A 16,671-nucleotide genomic window follows, 5' to 3' on the forward strand; every position below is an offset into this window, starting at 1 on the left:
GAGGTGCCCTTCTACACCGGCACCCGGACGCCGCTGGCCGAGCTCGTGGCCGCCCTGCCCTGACGGGCCGCCCCGGCGCCCACCGGACGCGCGAGAGCCGCCGTCCCCCGGGGGCGGCGGCTCTCGCGCGTCGTGGTGGTCGCTCAGATGCGCTCGGGGTCCTCGGCGTCGGCGGCGGCGACGTGGTCGCCCACCCCGGCGTGACCCGCACCGCCTGACTCGTCCGGCTCCTCCTGCGTGACCCGCTCGTCGAGGGTCTCGTTGTCCGGGTCGACGTCGTCGCGCATGAGCTCCTCGGTGGCGTGGCTCACCTGGCGGCCCGTGTCGTACGTGTCGTCGTCCGCGTCGTGCAGGAGGGTGTCGGTGCGCAGTGCGCCCAGCTCGTCCCCGTCGTCGGGACCGCCGTCGATCGAGGTGTCCTCCTGGCGCAGGTCCGGGTCGTCCAGCGGGTCCAGCTGCGGGTCCGCCGGCTGGGGGTCGCTCGTCCGGGCGGTGTAGGAGTACGGCTCGCTCATGGGCTCCACTGTGCCCGCGGCCCCGGTCCGCCGCACCCGCAGCGCACCGGGACCGCCCGCACCTCAGGAGGCGGTGGGGCGCAGCGTGAGGCTGATCCCGTTGATGCAGAAGCGCTGATCGGTGGGCGTGGGGAAGCCCTCGCCCTCGAACACGTGGCCCAGGTGCGAACCGCACGTGGCGCAGCGCACCTCGGTGCGCACCATGCCCAGCGAGCGGTCCTCGACCAGCTCCACCGCGTCGGAGTCCTTCGGGTCGTAGAAGGACGGCCAGCCGCAGTGCGAGGCGAACTTCGTGGTGCTGGTGAACAGCTCCGCACCGCACGCCCGGCAGGCGTACACGCCTTCGGTGGGGTCGTCCTCGTACTCGCTGCTGTACGGCCGCTCGGTGCCGGCCTGGCGCAGCACGGCGTACTCCTGCGGCGACAGCTCCTCGCGCCACTGCTCGTCGGACTTCGTGACGGCGTACTTCTTCGCGGTGGTCTCCGGGGTGCTCATGCCCCGTCCAACCTCCCCGCCGCGGGGGGTGTTCCGCTCAGCCCAGCCGCATGGTGCCGGCGTACAGGTGCAGCACCGGCACCCCGAGGGTGTCGCGGGCGCGGGAGGCCCAGTCGGTGTGGAAGGTGTCCTCCACCGCGTGCGGGCGGGTGACGACGACGAGCTCGCGCGCGTCCCCGTCCTCCAGCAGGAGCTCGCGGACCACGGGCATCGGGTCGTCGCCGCTGGTGCGGCCCTCGGCCGTCAGGCCCAGGGAGCGCAGCTCCGCCACGGAGCGCGCCAGCGCCTCCTCCGCGTCGGCGCGCGCCCGCTGCGGGTCGGGTCGGCCGGCGCGCACCTCCTCCAGCGCGGCGCGCAGCTCGCCGAGGCTGAGGTGGTCCAGCACGTCGGCCAGCAGGTTGCGCTCGGTGTCGGCCGGCACGACGACGACGTGGCGCACGTCCTCGCCCTCGTGGAGGGCGGCGATGTTGCCGGCGTCGATCTCGCCGAGCGCCTCCTCGGTGAGGACCACGACGGTCCAGGGAGCGACGGCCCCCTCCCGCGGGCTGAGCTCCTCGGGCTGGTCGGCGGGCGGCACGGCGGGGTGGCTCACGCCGCTCACGCTACCGGGGGCGGCGTGCGCCGGCCCGTGCGCCTGCGGCAGGATCACCGGGTGGTCCAGGGGCGGGAGACGGCGGCGGCGGTGCGGTCGGCGCGCGGGAGCCGGGCGTGAGCGCGCACCGGCGCGCGCTGGTGGGGGCGGCGACCACCGGAGCGGTCCTGGCCGCCGGTGCGGCCGCCGCCACCACCGTGGCCGCAGCGTTCGCCCGGGCCGTGGTCACCCCCGCCCGGCACAAGCCGGACGACGTGGACGTCCTGCAGGTGGGGCCGCACCGCGTCGTGCTGGGCGTGAGCGCCGACACCGTCGTGCCCGGACGCTACGGCGTGTGGACCGACGGCGGCCGCAGCCACCTGCGCGTCGGTGACGTGCTGGAGGTCACCGGCGAGCGCGTCACCCGCGAGCTGCTGGGCGTGGACACCGGCACCGCGCGACCGGGCTCGGGGCGCTGGAACCAGTACTTCTTCGCCGGCACACCGCGCAGCGCGCTGGGGCTGGCGCACGAGGACGTCCTCGTCCCCTCCGAGGTGGGGGACCTGCCGGCCTGGCTGGTGCCCGCCGCCGAGCCGGCGGACACGTGGGCGGTGCTCGTGCACGGGCGCGGCGCCACCCGCGAGGAGGCGCTGCGGGCCCTGCCCCCGCTGCACGCCCTCGGCCTGACGTGCCTGGTGCCCGCCTACCGCAACGACGCCGACGGCCCGTCCTCGCCCGCGCGGCGCTACGGCCTCGGCGACACCGAGTGGCACGACGTCGAGGCCGCCTGCCGCTACGCCCTCGAGCGCGGTGCGCGACGGCTGGTCCTGGTGGGCTGGTCGATGGGCGGCGCGATCGTGCTGCAGCTGGTGGCCCGCTCCCCGGTGGCCGGGCACGTGGCCGCCGTGGTCCTCGACGGGCCGGTCCTCGACTGGCACGACGTGCTCGACCACCAGGCCCGCCGGCACCGCCTGCCCGTGCGGCTGGGCCGCTACGGCCTGGGTCTGCTGGGCCACCCGCTGGGCCGGCGCCTGGTCGGCCTGGACGGGCCGGTGGACCTGCGGCGCATGGACTGGGTGAGCCGGGCGCGCGAGCTGCACCTGCCGGTGCTGCTGCTGCACTCCGACGCCGACGACTACGTCCCCTCCGGTCCCTCCGCGCGGCTGGCCGAGGCGCGCCCGGACCTGGTGACGTTCGTTCGCAGCGGCACCGCCCGGCACACCAAGGAGTGGAACGTGGACCCGGCCGGCTGGGAGGACGCCGTGCGCCGGTTCCTGCGCACCCACCTCGACGGCGCCCCCGCACCGGGGCCGGGCTCCGGGCCGGAGCCGTCCGGGGTGTGAACGAGCCCGGGGCCCGCTCACCGGCGCCCGGCGGCGCGGTGCCGCCGGCCGTGCCCGGCTGCGGCTGCCCCGCCTGCGCCGAGCGGCCCGGCGGGCCCGGGGACGCCCCGGCTCCGGTGGTGCTGGTGCTGGTGGGCGCCGCGGGCAGCGGCAAGACGACGCTGCGCCGCGCCCTGCTGGAGCGCACCGGCGGTGCGCTGCCGGTGGTCAGCCTGGACGACCTGCGCCGCGAGCTGCGCGCCGCGGACGCGGCGGCGGGCCGGCCGGTGCGCGAGCTGCAGGGGTACTCGCTGCCCGCGGTGCGCCGCGCGCAGCGGCGCTGCCGGGCGCTGGCGGGGCTGGGCGCCGGCTACCTCGCCGACGCCACCCACCTGCGCCGCGCCGAGCGGGTGGTGCACGTGCGCGCCGCAGCGGCGGCGGGCCTGCCCGCGGAGGCGGTGCTGCTGCCGGACCTGCCGCTGGCGGAGCTGCTGCGCCGTGACGGGGCCCGCCCGCCGGACGAGCGGGTGCCGGCGGACGTGCTGGCCCGGCACGCGCACCGCCGCTCGCTGCTGACGGCCGCCGGCCTGCGCGCCGACGGGTTCACCGTCGTGCACGAGGTCGGGTGGGCGCGGTGCGGGGCCGCGGACGGCGAGGAGCGGGGGCACGTCGTGGGGGACGGGGAGCTCGTGGGACGCGAGGGGGTCGAAGGGCCGGTGGTGACGCCCGACGGGCGCTACCTCGTGGTGCGCGGGCGGCTGTGGCGCCGGTCGGACCCCTCGCTGCCCGAGGAGCGGCGCGCCGGGCTCGTGGCCGAGCTGATGGCGGCGCGGCGCGCCGAGGGCGCGGGGCTGCGCGCGCGGGACGACGCTGCGGTGTGCGCGGCGCGCGAACGCGTGCAGGCCGCGAAGGAGGCCCTCGGCGAGCGGGGACCGGTGTGGTGGTCCGACGGGGCTCCCGACCTCACCCGGCACCTGGTGCGCACCACGCCCTACGCCGACTGGTTCGCCGCGCTGGGGGGCGCAGGAGAGCCGGGTGCCCCTGCGTGAGCAGCGGCCCGGGCGGGTGCGGTCAGGACACCCCCGGCAGCCGGTGCCCCATCCGGTCGCGCTTGGTGCGCAGGTAGTGCGCGTTGTCGTCCGTCTCGGCGACCGGCAGGTCGCGGCGGGCCAGGACCGGCACGCCGTGACCGTGCAGCGCCTCCACCTTGACGGGGTTGTGCGTCATCAGCTCCACGTCCTGCACGCCGAGGTCGCGCAGGACGGCGGCCGCGCCGGTGTAGTCGCGCGCGTCCACGGGCAGCCCGAGGTCGAGGTTGGCCTCGACGGTGTCGCGGCCGCGCTCCTGCAGGGCGTAGGCGGCGATCTTCTCGGCCAGGCCGATGCCTCGGCCCTCCTGCCCTCGCAGGTAGAGCACGACCCCGCGCCCGCGCTCGGTGATCGCCGCGAGGGCGGCGTGCAGCTGGGGGCCGCAGTCGCAGCGCAACGAGCCGAGGACGTCGCCGGTGAGGCACTCGGAGTGCAGGCGCACCAGCACGTCGTGCCCGTCACCGATCTCCCCGGCGACCAGCGCGAGGTGCTCCACGCCGTCGGCCTGCCGGTACGCCACGGCCCGGAAGGTGCCGTGCACGGTGGGCAGGCGGGCCTCGGAGACCCGCACGACCGGCAGCGCCGGGTGCTGCGCCGCCGGGTGCGCGGCACCCGGCGCGGTGCGCTGGTCGGGCAGGCTCGCGCTGCCGGTCTCCTGGACCTCGGTCACGGGCGTCTCCTCGGGCCGGCCGCCGGGCGGCGGGCAACTGGTCGCGTCTTCAACGGGGATGGGCGCAGGGGTGTTCCCCGCCCCGGGCGGGCGTCAGGAGGCCGTCGCCACCCGCACCTGCCGCTTGACCCGGGCGAGCATCCCCGTCATGCCGCGCATCCGCAGCGGGCTCACCGCCTGCTCCAGGCCCAGGCGCGAGCACACGTCCGGCGGCAGGTCGAGGACCTCCGCGGCCGGCAGCCCCTCGAGCCCCTCGCGCAGCACCCCGGCGAACCCGCGGGTCGTCGGCGCCTCCGGCGGGGCCGAGACGTGCAGGTGCACCCGGGCGGTGTCGTCCACCTCGACGTTGACGAACACGGGGGACTGGCACTCGTCCACCCGCTCCAGCAGCTCGGGGTGGTCGGCCAGGTGCGGCGGCAGCGGCGGCAGCCCCTGGCTGAACTCCAGCAGCAGCTGCAGCCGCTCCTTCTCGGGCAGCGCCCGGAAGTCCTCCACGATCTCCGCCATCGCCGGCGGCAGGCCCGCGGTGGGGGAGAAGGGGTCCTCGTCCACGGTGCTCACCGGCGCACCGCCGGCGCCTCGCCCTTGTCCTCGCCCTTGACGACGGGAACCCGCACCGCGTTGCCCCACTCCGTCCAGGAGCCGTCGTAGTTGCGCACCGTGCCGAAGCCCAGCAGGTGCTGCAGCACGAACCAGGTGTGGCTGGAGCGCTCGCCGATGCGGCAGTAGGTGATGACGTCGTCGTCCGGCGACAGGCCCTTCTCCCGCTGGTAGATGGCCTCCAGCTCCTCGCGGGTGCGGAAGGTGCCGTCCTCGGCCGCCGCCCGCGCCCACGGCACGCTGTCGGCGCCGGGGATGTGCCCGCCGCGCACCGTGCCCTCCTCGGGGTAGTCGGGCATGTGGGTGCGCTCGCCGGTGTACTCCTGCGGGGAGCGCACGTCGACCAGCTTGCCGCCCAGGTGGGCCAGCACGTCGTCCTTGAACGCGCGGATCGAGCCGTCCTGCCGCTCGACCACGGGGTAGTCCGTCGCGGCGGGCTCGGGCGCCTCGGTGGTCATCGCGCGCCCCTCGGCGACCCACTTGGCGCGCCCGCCGTCCAGCAGCCGCACGTCCGGGTGCCCGAACAGGGTGAACACCCACAGCGCGTACGCGGCCCACCAGTTGTTCTTGTCGCCGTAGATCACCACGGTGTCCTCGCGCGAGATGCCCTTGCGGGACATCAGGGCGGCGAACCCCTCGCCGTCGACGTAGTCGCGGGTGACGGGGTCGTTCAGCTCGGTGTGCCAGTCGACCTTCACCGAGCCGGGCACGTGCCCGGTGTCCCACAGCAGGACGTCCTCGTCGCTCTCCACGACCTTCAGGCCCGGTTCGCCGAGGTGCTCGGCCAGCCAGGCGGTCGTGACGAGCTTCTCCGGGTGGGCGTAGGCGGCGAGCTTCGCATCGCCGTCGTGGGGCAGGGCCACTGTCGTCCTCCGTGCGGTGGGGGCGTCTCGCGTCCGGCGGGCCGCGCGCCCGCAGCAGCCCCAACAGCGCGCTGCGCGGTCGCGTTCCCGCCGTGCCGCGATCCTGCCAGACGCCCCGGACGCCGGACGCCGCCCGCCTCACTACCCTTGCCGGGGTGAGCCGATCCGAGGAGACGCCCGTGCAGCCCCAGGAGCGGACCTCGGCGGGCTCCCTGGCCGAGCGGGACCCCCGGGTGCCGCCGCAGCAGCTCGTCGCGGAGCTGGTGCCGCCGCCGCGCTTCTCCGGTGTGCGCTTCGCCAGCTACGTGCCCGCGCCCGACCAGCCCACCCAGGCCGAGGCCGTGGCCGCGATGAGCTCGTTCGGCGAGCGGGTCCTGGCCGGCGACGGGGGGTCGCGCGGCGGGCTGGCCGGGCTGTTCAAGCGGCGCAGCGCCCCGCGGGGCGCGCCCGGCGTGTACCTCGACGGCGGTTTCGGCGTCGGCAAGACCCACCTGCTGTCCTCGCTCTACCACCAGGTCGTCACCGAGGGCGGCCGCACGGCCGCCTACGGCACCTTCGTGGAGTACACCAACCTCGTCGGGGCGCTCGGCTTCCGCCAGGCCGTCGACGCGCTGGCCCCGCACGACCTGGTGTGCATCGACGAGTTCGAGCTCGACGACCCCGGCGACACGGTCCTGATGTCCCGGCTGATGCGCGAGCTGGTCGACCGCGACGTCAAGCTCGCCGCCACCTCCAACACGCTGCCCGGCGCGCTGGGGGAGGGCCGCTTCGCCGCCCAGGACTTCCAGCGCGAGATCCAGGCCCTGGCCGGGCAGTTCGCCGTGCAGCGCGTGGACGGCGAGGACTACCGCCACCGCGGCCTGCCCGCCGCCCCGGCCCCCCTGGACGACGCCGCCGTCGAGCGCGTCGCCGCCGCGACGCCGGGCGCCACCCTGGACGACTTCGACGCCGTCCTGGCGCACCTGGCCCGGGTGCACCCCAGCCGCTACGGAGCGATGGTCCGCGACACCCCCGCCGTGTGCCTGCGCGGGGTGAGCACCGTCTCCGACCAGATGGTGGGCCTGCGCCTGGTGGTGCTCGCCGACCGCCTCTACGACCGCGACATCCCCGTCGTGGCCTCCGGCGTCCCCTTCGACGCGGTGTTCACCGACGAGCTGCTGCACGGCGGCTACCGCAAGAAGTACCTGCGCGCGGTCTCCCGGCTGTCCGCCCTGGCGCGCGACGGGGCCGCCCTGGCCTGAAGCTCCGGCCGGGTCCCCGCCGCGCCGCCGGGACCGCGCGGCGGGGTCAGTCCCACTCGGTGGGCAGCGACGGGTCGCGGTGGTGCGCCAGCACCCGCACCAGCTCCTCGCGGGTGACCCGCGAGCCGGACAGCTCCGGCAGCTCGTCCAACCCGAACCAGCCGACCTCCAGCGTCTCCAGGTCCTGCGCGGCCACCGGCTCGCCCACCGGCCGGCACAGGAAGAACAGGTGGAACACCGACACCGGCAGCGGCGGTCGCTTGCCGCGCACGTCGCGCTCCCACACGGCGACCAGCTTCACCGGCTCCACCGGGTACCCGGTCTCCTCCAGCACCTCGCGCGCCGCGGCCTCCCCGGGCCGGTCGCCGGGGTCCACCCAGCCGCCGGGCAGCGACCACAGCCCGTCGCTGCGCTCGCGCAGCATCAGCAACCGCTCCCGCTCGTCGACCACGCCGGCGCGCACGTCCACCTTCGGGGTCGCGTACCCGGCGTCGCGGCCCAGGACCAGCCGCAGCTCCTCCACGCCCGTGTCGGACACGCTGGCCAGCAGCCCCGCCGCCAGGTCCGCGATCTGCCGGTAGCGGGCGGTGTCGTAGTCCTTGGTGGTGTCGCCCACCGAGTACGCCAGGCCGTCCTGGGCCAGCGCCGCCAGCCGCACCGCGGCCCGGCGCACCTCGTCGGCGCGCTCGCGCCCGCTCACGCGACGCGCAGCACGGCGACGCCCTCGCCGGCGAAGCGCGCCCCGCCGGCGCGCAGCTCGGGCGCCGCCGGGAACGCCGCCAGCACCTCGACGGGATCGCCGCCGACGGGCACGTCGTCACCGCCGCCGAGGGAGACGACCACCCGGTGCGAGCCGCGGTGCAGCACCAGCCACCCGTCACCGGTGTCCACCCGCACCGCGCTCAGGTCGGCGTCGCGCAGGTCCGCCACCTCGCGGCGCAGCCGCGTCAGGGTCCGGTACCACTCGAGCACCCGCGCGTGCTCCGGCTGCGCCACCTCGTCCCAGCGCAGCACCGAGCGCTCCCGCGTCGCCGGGTCCTGCGGGTCGGGCACGTCCTCCGCGCTCCAGCCGTGCTCGCCGAACTCCGAGCGCCGCCCGCGGCTGACCGCCTGCCCCAGCTCGGGGTCGGGGAAGGACGTGAAGAACTGCCACGGCGTCGAGGCGTTCCACTCCTCGCCCATGAACAGCATCGGGGTGAACGGCCCCAGCAGGTACAGCGCCGCCCCGGCCGCCAGGCGCGCCTCGCCCAGCAGGTGGCCGATGCGCTCGCCCACGGCGCGGTTGCCGACCTGGTCGTGGGTCTGCAGGTACCCCAGGAACGCGGTGCCGGGCACGCGCTCGCGGTCGACCCTCTTCCCCCACACCTCGCCGCGGAAGCTGGAGAACCGCCCGGCGTGGAAGAACGCCTCCTCGAACGTGGTCTTCAGCACCTCGGGGGAGCCGAAGTCGGCGTAGTACCCCTGGCGCTCGCCGGTCAGCAGCGCGTGCAGGGCGTGGTGCACGTCGTCGTCCCACTGCGCCGTCATGCCGAAGCCGCCCTCGGCGGTGGGGGTGACCATCGCCGCGTCGTTGAGGTCGGACTCGGCGACCAGCGACAGCGGCCGGCCGAGCTCGGCGGACAGCGCGGCGACCTCGTCGGCGAGCTGGGCGAGCACGTGGACGGGGGAGTCGTCGACGAGGGCGTGCACGGCGTCCAGGCGCAGCGCGTCGACGTGGAAGTCGCGGAACCAGCGCAACGCGTTGTCGCAGATCCAGCGGCGCACCTCCTGCGAGCCGGTGTCGTCGAGGTTGACCGCCGCACCCCACGGGGTGTCGTGCTTGTCGGTGAAGTACGGGCCGAACTCGGCCAGGTAGTTGCCGCTGGGGCCGAGGTGGTTGTAGACGCAGTCGAGCGCCACCGCCAGCCCCTTGCCGTGGCAGGCGTCCACGAACGCGGCGAACCCCTCCGGCCCGCCGTACTCGTGCTGCACCGCGTACGGGGCGACGCCGTCGTAGCCCCAGTTCCACGGCCCGTCCCAGGCGGAGACCGGCAGCACCTCCACGACCTGCACGCCGAGGTCCACGAGGTGGTCCAGCTTCGCGACCGCCGCGGCGAAGGTGCCCTCCGGCGTGAACGTGCCGACGTGCAGCTCGTAGAAGACCGCGCCGCGCACGTCGCGCCCCGCCCACCCGTCGTCGTCCCAGGCGAAGGTGGAGGGATCGACCACGGCGCTGGCGGCGTGCACGCCCTCCGGCTGCCAGCCCGAGCGCGGGTCGGGACGGGGGTCGCCACCGTCCAGGGAGAACGCGTAGCGCGTGCCGTGCCCGGCGCCCTCGGCGTCCGCGCTCCACCAGCCCTCGCGAGGGGATCCGCTGCGGCGCATCGCGTACCGCGTCGCGTCGTCCCCCGCGCCGACCACCAGGTCCACCCGCTGCGCCTGCGGCGCCCACACCCCGAACTCGCGCGTTCCCGCCATGGCCCCCACCCTGGCGCACGCGCGCCCGCGCGGCGACCCGTGGCGCCCCGGCGCCGCCGGACGGTCGTCCGGCGTTTGACATCCCGCAACCGTTCCCACGTAGGGTGTCGGGTCGTCCGGTGTCGACCGCACCGCCGGATGGCCGCACCGCACCGTGCTCGCGCCACCGGCCGCCGTCCACCCGGGACGCCCGGTGGTGACCCCCGGGTGGGGGAGGTCCCGCGCAGCCGGGACCGGCCACCCAGGCCCGCCGCACCGTCCGGCCGGGTGCGACGCAGCGCGCCCGAACGACCAGGAGGACCCGTGACCACGCAGACGACGGCAACGACGACAGGCCCGGCGGCAGAGCCCTCCGGCGCCGCCGAGCGCCCACAAGCGCGTGCGCTGGGGAGGCGGTCCGCGTGAGCGCCCCCACCGCCGGCTCCGGAGGCTCCACCCCCGACGGCACCACTGCGGCGCAGCCACCCGGCGGCGCCGCGGCGGCCCCGGCGGGGCGGGCGGCCGGCGTCCAGGCGCCCGTGTTCTGGGGCGCGGCGATCGCCGTGCTGGCGATCGCCTGCTGGATCCTCCTCGCCCCCGAGCAGGCGTCGTCCGTGATCTCCACGGCGGTGGGCTGGGTCGGTCAGTGGTTCGGCTGGTACTACGTGCTCTTCGCCACGGTCGTGCTCGTGTTCGTCGTGGTCCTGGCGCTGTCGCGCTACGGGCGCACCAAGCTCGGCCCGGAGCACTCCTCCCCGCACTTCAGCACCTTCGCCTGGGTGGCGATGCTGTTCGCCGCGGGCATCGGCACCGACCTGATGTTCTTCGCCGTGGCCGAGCCGGTGACGCAGTACCTGCAACCGCCGGTCGGCGAGGGCGGGACCGTCGCCGCCGCCCGGGAGGCGACCGTCTGGACGATGTTCCACTACGGCATCTCCGGCTGGGGCATGTACGCCCTCATGGGCATGGCCCTGGGGTACTTCTCCTACCGGATGAACCTCCCGCTGGCGATCCGCTCCGCGCTGTACCCGGTCTTCGGCCGCCGCGTCCACGGCGCCCTCGGCCACGGCATCGACATCGCGGCCATGCTGGGGACGATCTTCGGGGTGGCCACGTCGCTGGGCATCGCCGTCGTCCAGCTGAACTTCGGCCTGTTCGTGCTCTTCGGCGTCCCCGAGGGCCCGGCCGCGCAGATCGGGCTCATCGCCCTCGCCGTCGTCCTGGCCACGATCTCCGCCGTCACCGGCGTGGACCGCGGCATCAAGCTGCTGTCCCAGCTGAACGTCCTGCTCGCCGCCGGGCTCGTGCTGTTCGTGCTGGTGGCGGGCAAGACCACCCTGCTGCTCAACGGCTTCGTCATGAACGTCGGCGACTTCGTCAGCGGGTTCGGGTCCCTGACCATGGAGACCTTCGCCTGGACGAACCCGCAGGACTGGATGAACGGCTGGACGCTGTTCTTCTGGGCGTGGTGGGCGGCCTGGGCAGCCTTCGTCGGGATGTTCCTGGCCCGGATCTCCCGCGGCCGCACCATCCGCCAGTTCGTGCTCGGCAGCCTGACGATCCCGTTCGCGTACATCGTCATGTGGGTCTCGATCTTCGGGAACAGCGCCATCGAGGCCGTGCGCGACGGCGGCGCCGACTTCGGCGAGCTGACCGTGAACACCCCGGAGCGCGGTTTCTACACGCTGCTCATGGAGTACCCGGCGTTCACGTTCGTGGCCGGCCTCGCCACGGTCATCGGCCTGCTGTTCTACGTCACCTCCGCCGACTCCGGCGCGCTGATCATGGCGAACCTGTCCTCGCGCCTGCCGAGCCCGAACGCCGACGCCGGCAGCGGCCTGCGCGTGTTCTGGGCGGTGGTCACCGGCCTGCTCACCGTGGGGATGCTCCTGGTGGGCGGGGTGACCGCGCTGCAGAGCGCCACCGTGGTCATGGGCCTGCCGTTCACGTTCGTCATGCTGCTGGTCATGGTGGGGCTCTACAAGGCGCTGCGGGTCGAGGGCCTGCGCGACGTCAGCCGGGCCTCCAGCATGCCGGGCAGGTTGTCGGGGCGGACCTCGGGCGCACCCGGCCGGCGGGACGCGGACGCCTGGCGCCTGCGGCTGGGCCGCGCCATGGGGTACCCCGGTGAGGACGCCGCGCAGCGCCACCTCGACGAGGTCGTCCTGCCCGCCCTGGAGGAGGTCGCCCGCGAGATGACCGAGCGCGGCGTCACCGCCCGGGTGGGGTGGACCACCGACGCGTTCGGCGAGCGCTACGCCGAGCTGGCCGCCGACCTGCTGCAGGCGCAGCCGTTCTGCTACCGGGTGCACCGCGTCGACGTGCCGCTGCCGGTCTTCGCCCGCGACCACAGCCACCCCGGCCCGGTCGGTGCCGACGGCGAGGAGGCGTACTCCCGCCTGGAGGTCCACCTCGCCGAGGGCGGGCAGGGCTACGACGTCATGGGGTACACCCACTCGCAGCTCATCGACGACGTCATCGACCAGTACGAGCGCCACGTGGAGTGGCTGCGCCTGCAGCAGGACTCCAGCCGCCAGGCCAACTGACCACCCCTCCAGCAGCCCCAGCATCCCCCCAGCGAACCCGGGAGCCACCGTGCCGGAACTGTTCATCGACGCCTCCTGGCGCTCGGCCGCCGACGGCGGGCGCCGCGACGTCGTCAACCCCTACGACGGCGAGGTCTTCACCACGGTCGACGAGGCCGGCCCGGCCGACGCGGAGGCGGCCGTGCTCGCCGCGCGCCGCGCCTTCGACGCCGGTCCCTGGCCGCACACCCCCGTCGCCGAGCGCGCCGACCTGCTGCGCCGGGTCGCGGACCTGCTGCAGCGCGACCGCGAGGAGATCGCCCGCACCGAGACCCTCGACACCGGCAAGACGCTGGCGGAGAGCCGCATCGACGTCGACGACGTCACGGAGGTGTTCCGCTACTACGCCGAGCAGGCGCTCGTCGAGGTGGACCGCACCGTCGACGTCGGTCGCGACGACGTCGTCAGCCGCGTGCTGCACCACCCCGTGGGCGTGTGCACCCTCATCGCGCCGTGGAACTACCCGCTGCTGCAGATCTCGTGGAAGGTCGCCCCCGCGCTGGCGGCCGGCAACACCGTGGTCCTGAAGCCGAGCGAGGTCACCCCGCTGACCACGGTGCACCTGGTCCGGCTGCTGGAGGAGGCCGGTGCCCCGGCCGGTGTGGTGAACCTCGTGCTCGGGGCCGGCTCCGCGGTCGGGCCCGTGCTCACCGAGCACCCCGCCGTGGACCTGGTGTCCTTCACCGGTGGCCTGGACACCGGCCGCGCGATCCTGCGGGCCACCGCCGCCACGGTCAAGCGCACCACCGTCGAGCTGGGCGGCAAGAACCCGCACCTGGTGTTCGCCGACGCCGACCTGGACCGGGCGATCGACGCCGTGCTGACCGGTGTGTTCCTGCACGCCGGGCAGGTCTGCTCCGCCGGCACCCGGCTCATCGTCGAGGAGTCCATCGCCGACGCGCTCGTCGCCGGGGTCGCCGAGCGCGCTCGCCGCGTCAAGCTCGGCGACGGCATGGCCGAGGGCACCGAGTCCGGCCCGCTGGTCTCCGCCCAGCACCGCGACAAGGTCGAGGCGTACGTCCGGCTGGGCCTGGAGGAGGGGGCGACGCTGGTCACCGGCGGCCGCCGCCCCGACGCCCCCGAGCTCGCCCGCGGGTTCTTCTACGAACCGACGATCTTCGACGGCTGCGACCGTTCGATGCGCCTGGTGCAGGAGGAGACGTTCGGCCCCATCCTCACCGTGGAGCGGTTCACCACCGAGGAGGAGGCCGTGCGCCTCGGCAACGACACCGCCTACGGCCTGGCCGGGGGAGTCCAGACCGGGGACCCCGAGCGCGGTGAGCGCGTCGCCCGCGCCCTGCGGCACGGCACCGTGTGGATCAACGACTTCGGCCCCTACGTCCCGCAGGCCGAGTGGGGCGGGATGCGGATGTCCGGCAACGGCCGCGAGCTCGGCCCCGCCGGGCTGGCCGAGTACCGCGAGACCCAGCACGTGTGGCACAACACGCGGCCCGAGGCGGCCGCCTGGTTCAAGGGCTGACCCGTGCCGAGCGCAGCGCTGGACGCGTCGGTGGATCGAGGAGGAGAACGATGAGCACGACGACCCCGGTCGAGGAGTTCGACTACGTCATCGCGGGGGGTGGCACCGCGGGCTGCGTGGTCGCCGCCCGCCTGTCCGAGGACCCGTCGGTGACGGTGTGCCTGCTGGAGGCCGGCCCCAGCGACGTGGGTGACGAGAACATCCTCAAGCTCGCGGACTGGATGCACCTGCTGGACTCCGGCTACGACTGGGACTACCCCGTCGAGCCGCAGGAGAACGGCAACAGCTTCCTGCGCCACGCCCGCGCCAAGGTGCTGGGCGGTTGCTCGTCGCACAACTCCTGCATCGCGTTCCACCCGCCCGCCGAGGGCCTGGACGCGTGGGAGGCCATGGGCTGCACGGGCTGGGGCGCGAAGGACGTCCTGCCCCTGGTGCAGCGCCTGGAGAACAACGACGGCCCCGGTGACCACCACGGCCGCAGCGGCCCGGTGCGGCTGCGCACCGTCCCCCCGGTGGACCCGGCCGGTGTCGCGCTGCTGGAGGCGGCGGCCGCCGCCGGGCTGCCGACCGTGCGGTTCAACGAGGGCGCCACCGTCCGCAACGGCGCCGGCTGGTTCCAGATCAACGCGGGTGAGGACGGCACCCGCATGTCCAGCTCGCACGCCTACCTGCACCCGATCCTCGGTCAGCGCCCCAACCTCGAGGTCCGCACCGGGTACTGGGTGGAGAAGGTCGTCGTCGAGGCGGACGCCGACGGCGCCCACCGCGCCACCGGCGTGCAGTACATGGCGCCGGACCTCATCCACCACGGCACCGTCCGCGCCCGCCGCGAGGTCGTCGTCTCCGCCGGTGCCATCGACACCCCCAAGCTGCTGATGCTCTCCGGCATCGGCCAGGCGCAGCAGCTGCGCGAGTTCGGCCTGGACGTCCTCGTCGACTCGCCCGGCGTGGGGGAGAACCTCGACGACCACGTCGAGGGCCTGGTCTTCTGGGACGCCCTGCAGCCCATGGTGACCGCCTCGACGCAGTGGTGGGAGATCGGGCTGTTCGCCACCACCGTCGACGGCCTGGACGTGCCGGACCTGATGATGCACTACGGGTCGGTGCCGTTCGACCTCAACACCGTCCGGTGGGGCTACCCCACCACCGACAACGGCTTCTGCCTCACCCCGAACGTCACGCAGGGGAAGTCCCGCGGCACCGTGAAGCTGCGCTCGCGCGACTTCCGCGACCGCGCGCGGGTCGACCCGCGCTACTTCACCGACCCCGACGGCCACGACCTGCGGGTGATGACCGAGGGGATCCGCCTGGCCCGGCGCATCGTCGAGCAGGAGCCCATGGCGCCGTGGGCGGGGGCCGAGCTGGCCCCCGGCAAGGACGTCGTCACCGACGACGAGATCGCCGACTACGTCAAGAAGACCCACAACACCGTCTACCACCCGGCGTGCACCGCGCGGATGGGCGCCGAGGACGACCGCATGGCCGTGGTCGACCCGCGCCTGCGGGTCAAGGGCGTGCGCGGCCTGCGCGTCGCCGACGGCTCGATCATGCCGTTCCTCGGGGCGGTGAACCCGAACATCACCACCATGGCGATCGGCGAGAAGTGCGCCGACATGCTGAAGGAGGACGCCCGCTGACACGTGCGCCCGGGCGCGGCTCGCCGCGCCCGGGCGCACGGTCCGGCGGACCGCGCGACCCTCAGGCGGTGAGGTGCCGGGTCAGGTCGTCCAGCACCCGCACCGCACCGCTGTAGCCCAGCCCGAGGAACCACGTCTCGTCGTCCACGCGCTGCGCCCGGCCCTGCGCCACCGCCGGGATCGTGCCCCACAGGGGACCGGCGAGCACGGCGGCCTCCTCGGTCGCCTCCACCGGCCCGTAGCTGGTGTAGAACAACCGGTCCCCGTCGGCCCGGGTGATGGTCTCCGCCGAGACCTCCACGGCCAGGTCGTCCACGTCCTGCTCCGCCGGGCGGGGCAGGCCCGCGTCGTCGAGCACGACCCCGATGAACGACAGGTTCCCGTACAGCCGGATGCGTCCCGGCATGAACCGCACCAGCGAGATCGTCGGCGCGGTGGCGCCCACCGCCGCGCGCAGCGCGTCCGCGCGCGCCTGGTGGTCCGCCAGCAACGCCTCGGCCTCGCCGCGCACCCCGAGGGCGTCGCCCGCCAGCAGGAGGTTCTCCTTCCACGGGAACCCCGGGCGGTAGCTGAGGACGGTGGGAGCGATCTGCGACAGCTGCGGGTGCAGCTCCTCCACCCGCAGCGCGCTGCCGAGCACCAGGTCCGGCCGCAGCGCCGCGACGGCCTCCAGGTCGATCTGGTCCAGCGGTCCCACGGTGGCGACCTGGCCGACGACCTGCTCGGCGAGGTAGGAGGGCAGTCCGGTCTGCCCGGCGGTGGTGCCCATGCCCACCGGTGTCACCCCGAGCGAGAGCACCGCGTCCAGCTCGCCGGTGTCCAGCACGACCACGCGCTGCGGGCGCCGCTCGATCGTCGTGCTGCCGGCGGCGTGCACGAGGGTGCGCGGGAACTCCCCGTCGGGCGCCCCGGAGCCCAGGGCGGCCGTGGCGGTGTCGGCCGTGCGGAAGGCGGACCCGCCCTGCGCGACGTCGGCGGTGGTCGCAGCGGGTGCGGGGGAGCCGCTCGCGCCGGCTCCGCAGCCGGTCAGCAGGGCGAGCAGGGACGCGGCCCCGCCGGCGGCGACGGCGCGGCGCGACGGGAGCGGGCTGAGGGGGACCTGGGTGGACACGTAGGGAAGGATAGCCTCACCACACATCCCGCCCGTCCGCGGCGGGGGGGGGGGGGG

Annotated in this window: 14 protein-coding genes and 2 pseudogenes; 7 read left to right on the top strand and 9 right to left on the bottom strand. The window is 75.2% G+C overall.

Going from position 1 to position 16,671, the window contains the following annotated elements; all coding sequences use genetic code 11:
• Positions 1 to 143: 143 nt before the first annotated feature.
• The 3 genes from V9U69_RS15070 to V9U69_RS15080 all read right to left on the bottom strand — a co-directional run bounded on the left by V9U69_RS15070 (position 144) and on the right by V9U69_RS15080 (position 1,602).
• Positions 144 to 515, bottom strand: coding sequence for a hypothetical protein (locus V9U69_RS15070; protein WP_337062671.1), 372 nt, complete (start codon positions 513 to 515; stop codon positions 144 to 146).
• A gap of 63 nt (positions 516 to 578) precedes the next feature.
• Complete coding sequence (gene msrB / locus V9U69_RS15075; protein ID WP_337062672.1) at positions 579 to 1,010, bottom strand: peptide-methionine (R)-S-oxide reductase MsrB; 432 nt, start codon at positions 1,008 to 1,010, stop codon at positions 579 to 581.
• A gap of 37 nt (positions 1,011 to 1,047) precedes the next feature.
• Entirely contained in the window at positions 1,048 to 1,602 is a 555-nt protein-coding gene (locus tag V9U69_RS15080) for a hypothetical protein (RefSeq protein WP_337062673.1), read from the bottom strand.
• A gap of 116 nt (positions 1,603 to 1,718) precedes the next feature.
• On the opposite strand from V9U69_RS15080, the gene V9U69_RS15085 reads away from it, so the two are divergent.
• The 3 genes and pseudogenes from V9U69_RS15085 to V9U69_RS19380 all read left to right on the top strand — a co-directional run bounded on the left by V9U69_RS15085 (position 1,719) and on the right by V9U69_RS19380 (position 3,952).
• Positions 1,719 to 2,924, top strand: a complete 1,206-nt coding sequence (locus V9U69_RS15085; protein ID WP_337062674.1) for an alpha/beta hydrolase family protein — start codon at positions 1,719 to 1,721, stop codon at positions 2,922 to 2,924.
• Between the two features lie 131 nt (positions 2,925 to 3,055).
• Positions 3,056 to 3,442: pseudogene (locus V9U69_RS19375) on the top strand (AAA family ATPase); the annotation flags it as partial.
• Between the two features lie 150 nt (positions 3,443 to 3,592).
• Positions 3,593 to 3,952 (top strand): hypothetical protein, encoded by a 360-nt coding sequence (locus V9U69_RS19380; protein ID WP_442907782.1) that lies wholly within the window; start codon positions 3,593 to 3,595, stop codon positions 3,950 to 3,952.
• Between the two features lie 22 nt (positions 3,953 to 3,974).
• On the opposite strand, the pseudogene ribA reads toward V9U69_RS19380, so the two are convergent.
• From ribA to V9U69_RS15105, 3 genes and pseudogenes are all read right to left on the bottom strand, one after another.
• Positions 3,975 to 4,565, bottom strand: a pseudogene (gene ribA / locus V9U69_RS15095) (GTP cyclohydrolase II); the annotation flags it as partial.
• A gap of 189 nt (positions 4,566 to 4,754) precedes the next feature.
• Positions 4,755 to 5,168 carry a SufE family protein gene (locus V9U69_RS15100; protein WP_442907783.1) on the bottom strand — a complete coding sequence of 138 codons (414 nt, stop codon included), beginning with the start codon at positions 5,166 to 5,168 and terminating at the stop codon, positions 4,755 to 4,757.
• A 50-nt stretch (positions 5,169 to 5,218) separates the two neighbouring features.
• Positions 5,219 to 6,124 (bottom strand): sulfurtransferase, encoded by a 906-nt coding sequence (locus V9U69_RS15105; protein WP_337062678.1) that lies wholly within the window; start codon positions 6,122 to 6,124, stop codon positions 5,219 to 5,221.
• A gap of 155 nt (positions 6,125 to 6,279) precedes the next feature.
• On the opposite strand from V9U69_RS15105, the gene zapE reads away from it, so the two are divergent.
• The gene (zapE, locus tag V9U69_RS15110; protein WP_337062679.1) at positions 6,280 to 7,365 is read left to right on the top strand and encodes a cell division protein ZapE; all 1,086 of its coding nucleotides are present in this window, start codon (positions 6,280 to 6,282) and stop codon (positions 7,363 to 7,365) included.
• A gap of 46 nt (positions 7,366 to 7,411) precedes the next feature.
• Here zapE and V9U69_RS15115 read toward each other — a convergent pair whose 3' ends face one another.
• Together V9U69_RS15115 and treZ are read right to left on the bottom strand one after the other, a co-directional pair.
• Entirely contained in the window at positions 7,412 to 8,065 is a 654-nt protein-coding gene (locus tag V9U69_RS15115) for an NUDIX hydrolase N-terminal domain-containing protein (RefSeq protein ID WP_337062680.1), read from the bottom strand.
• Positions 8,062 to 9,822, bottom strand: a complete 1,761-nt coding sequence (gene treZ / locus V9U69_RS15120) for a malto-oligosyltrehalose trehalohydrolase (protein ID WP_337062681.1) — start codon at positions 9,820 to 9,822, stop codon at positions 8,062 to 8,064. Before treZ ends, V9U69_RS15115 begins: the two co-directional genes overlap by 4 nt.
• Before the next feature lie 401 nt (positions 9,823 to 10,223).
• Between treZ and betT the strand changes: the two genes are divergently transcribed.
• Genes betT through V9U69_RS15135 form a run of 3 tightly spaced genes read left to right on the top strand, consistent with a single transcriptional unit; the run spans position 10,224 to position 15,503 of the window.
• Entirely contained in the window at positions 10,224 to 12,347 is a 2,124-nt protein-coding gene (betT, locus tag V9U69_RS15125; protein WP_337062682.1) for a choline BCCT transporter BetT, read from the top strand.
• A gap of 49 nt (positions 12,348 to 12,396) precedes the next feature.
• Positions 12,397 to 13,866 (top strand): aldehyde dehydrogenase family protein, encoded by a 1,470-nt coding sequence (locus V9U69_RS15130; RefSeq protein WP_337062683.1) that lies wholly within the window; start codon positions 12,397 to 12,399, stop codon positions 13,864 to 13,866.
• A gap of 50 nt (positions 13,867 to 13,916) precedes the next feature.
• Positions 13,917 to 15,503, top strand: a complete 1,587-nt coding sequence (locus tag V9U69_RS15135) for a GMC family oxidoreductase (protein WP_337062684.1) — start codon at positions 13,917 to 13,919, stop codon at positions 15,501 to 15,503.
• A 61-nt stretch (positions 15,504 to 15,564) separates the two neighbouring features.
• Here the strand turns inward: V9U69_RS15135 and V9U69_RS15140 are convergent, their stop codons facing one another.
• Positions 15,565 to 16,614 (bottom strand): ABC transporter substrate-binding protein, encoded by a 1,050-nt coding sequence (locus tag V9U69_RS15140; RefSeq protein WP_337062685.1) that lies wholly within the window; start codon positions 16,612 to 16,614, stop codon positions 15,565 to 15,567.
• Positions 16,615 to 16,671: the final 57 nt, after the last annotated feature.

Origin of the sequence: Kineococcus sp. G2, assembly GCF_037154035.1 — a bacterium.
GTDB lineage: Bacteria > Actinomycetota > Actinomycetes > Actinomycetales > Kineococcaceae > Kineococcus.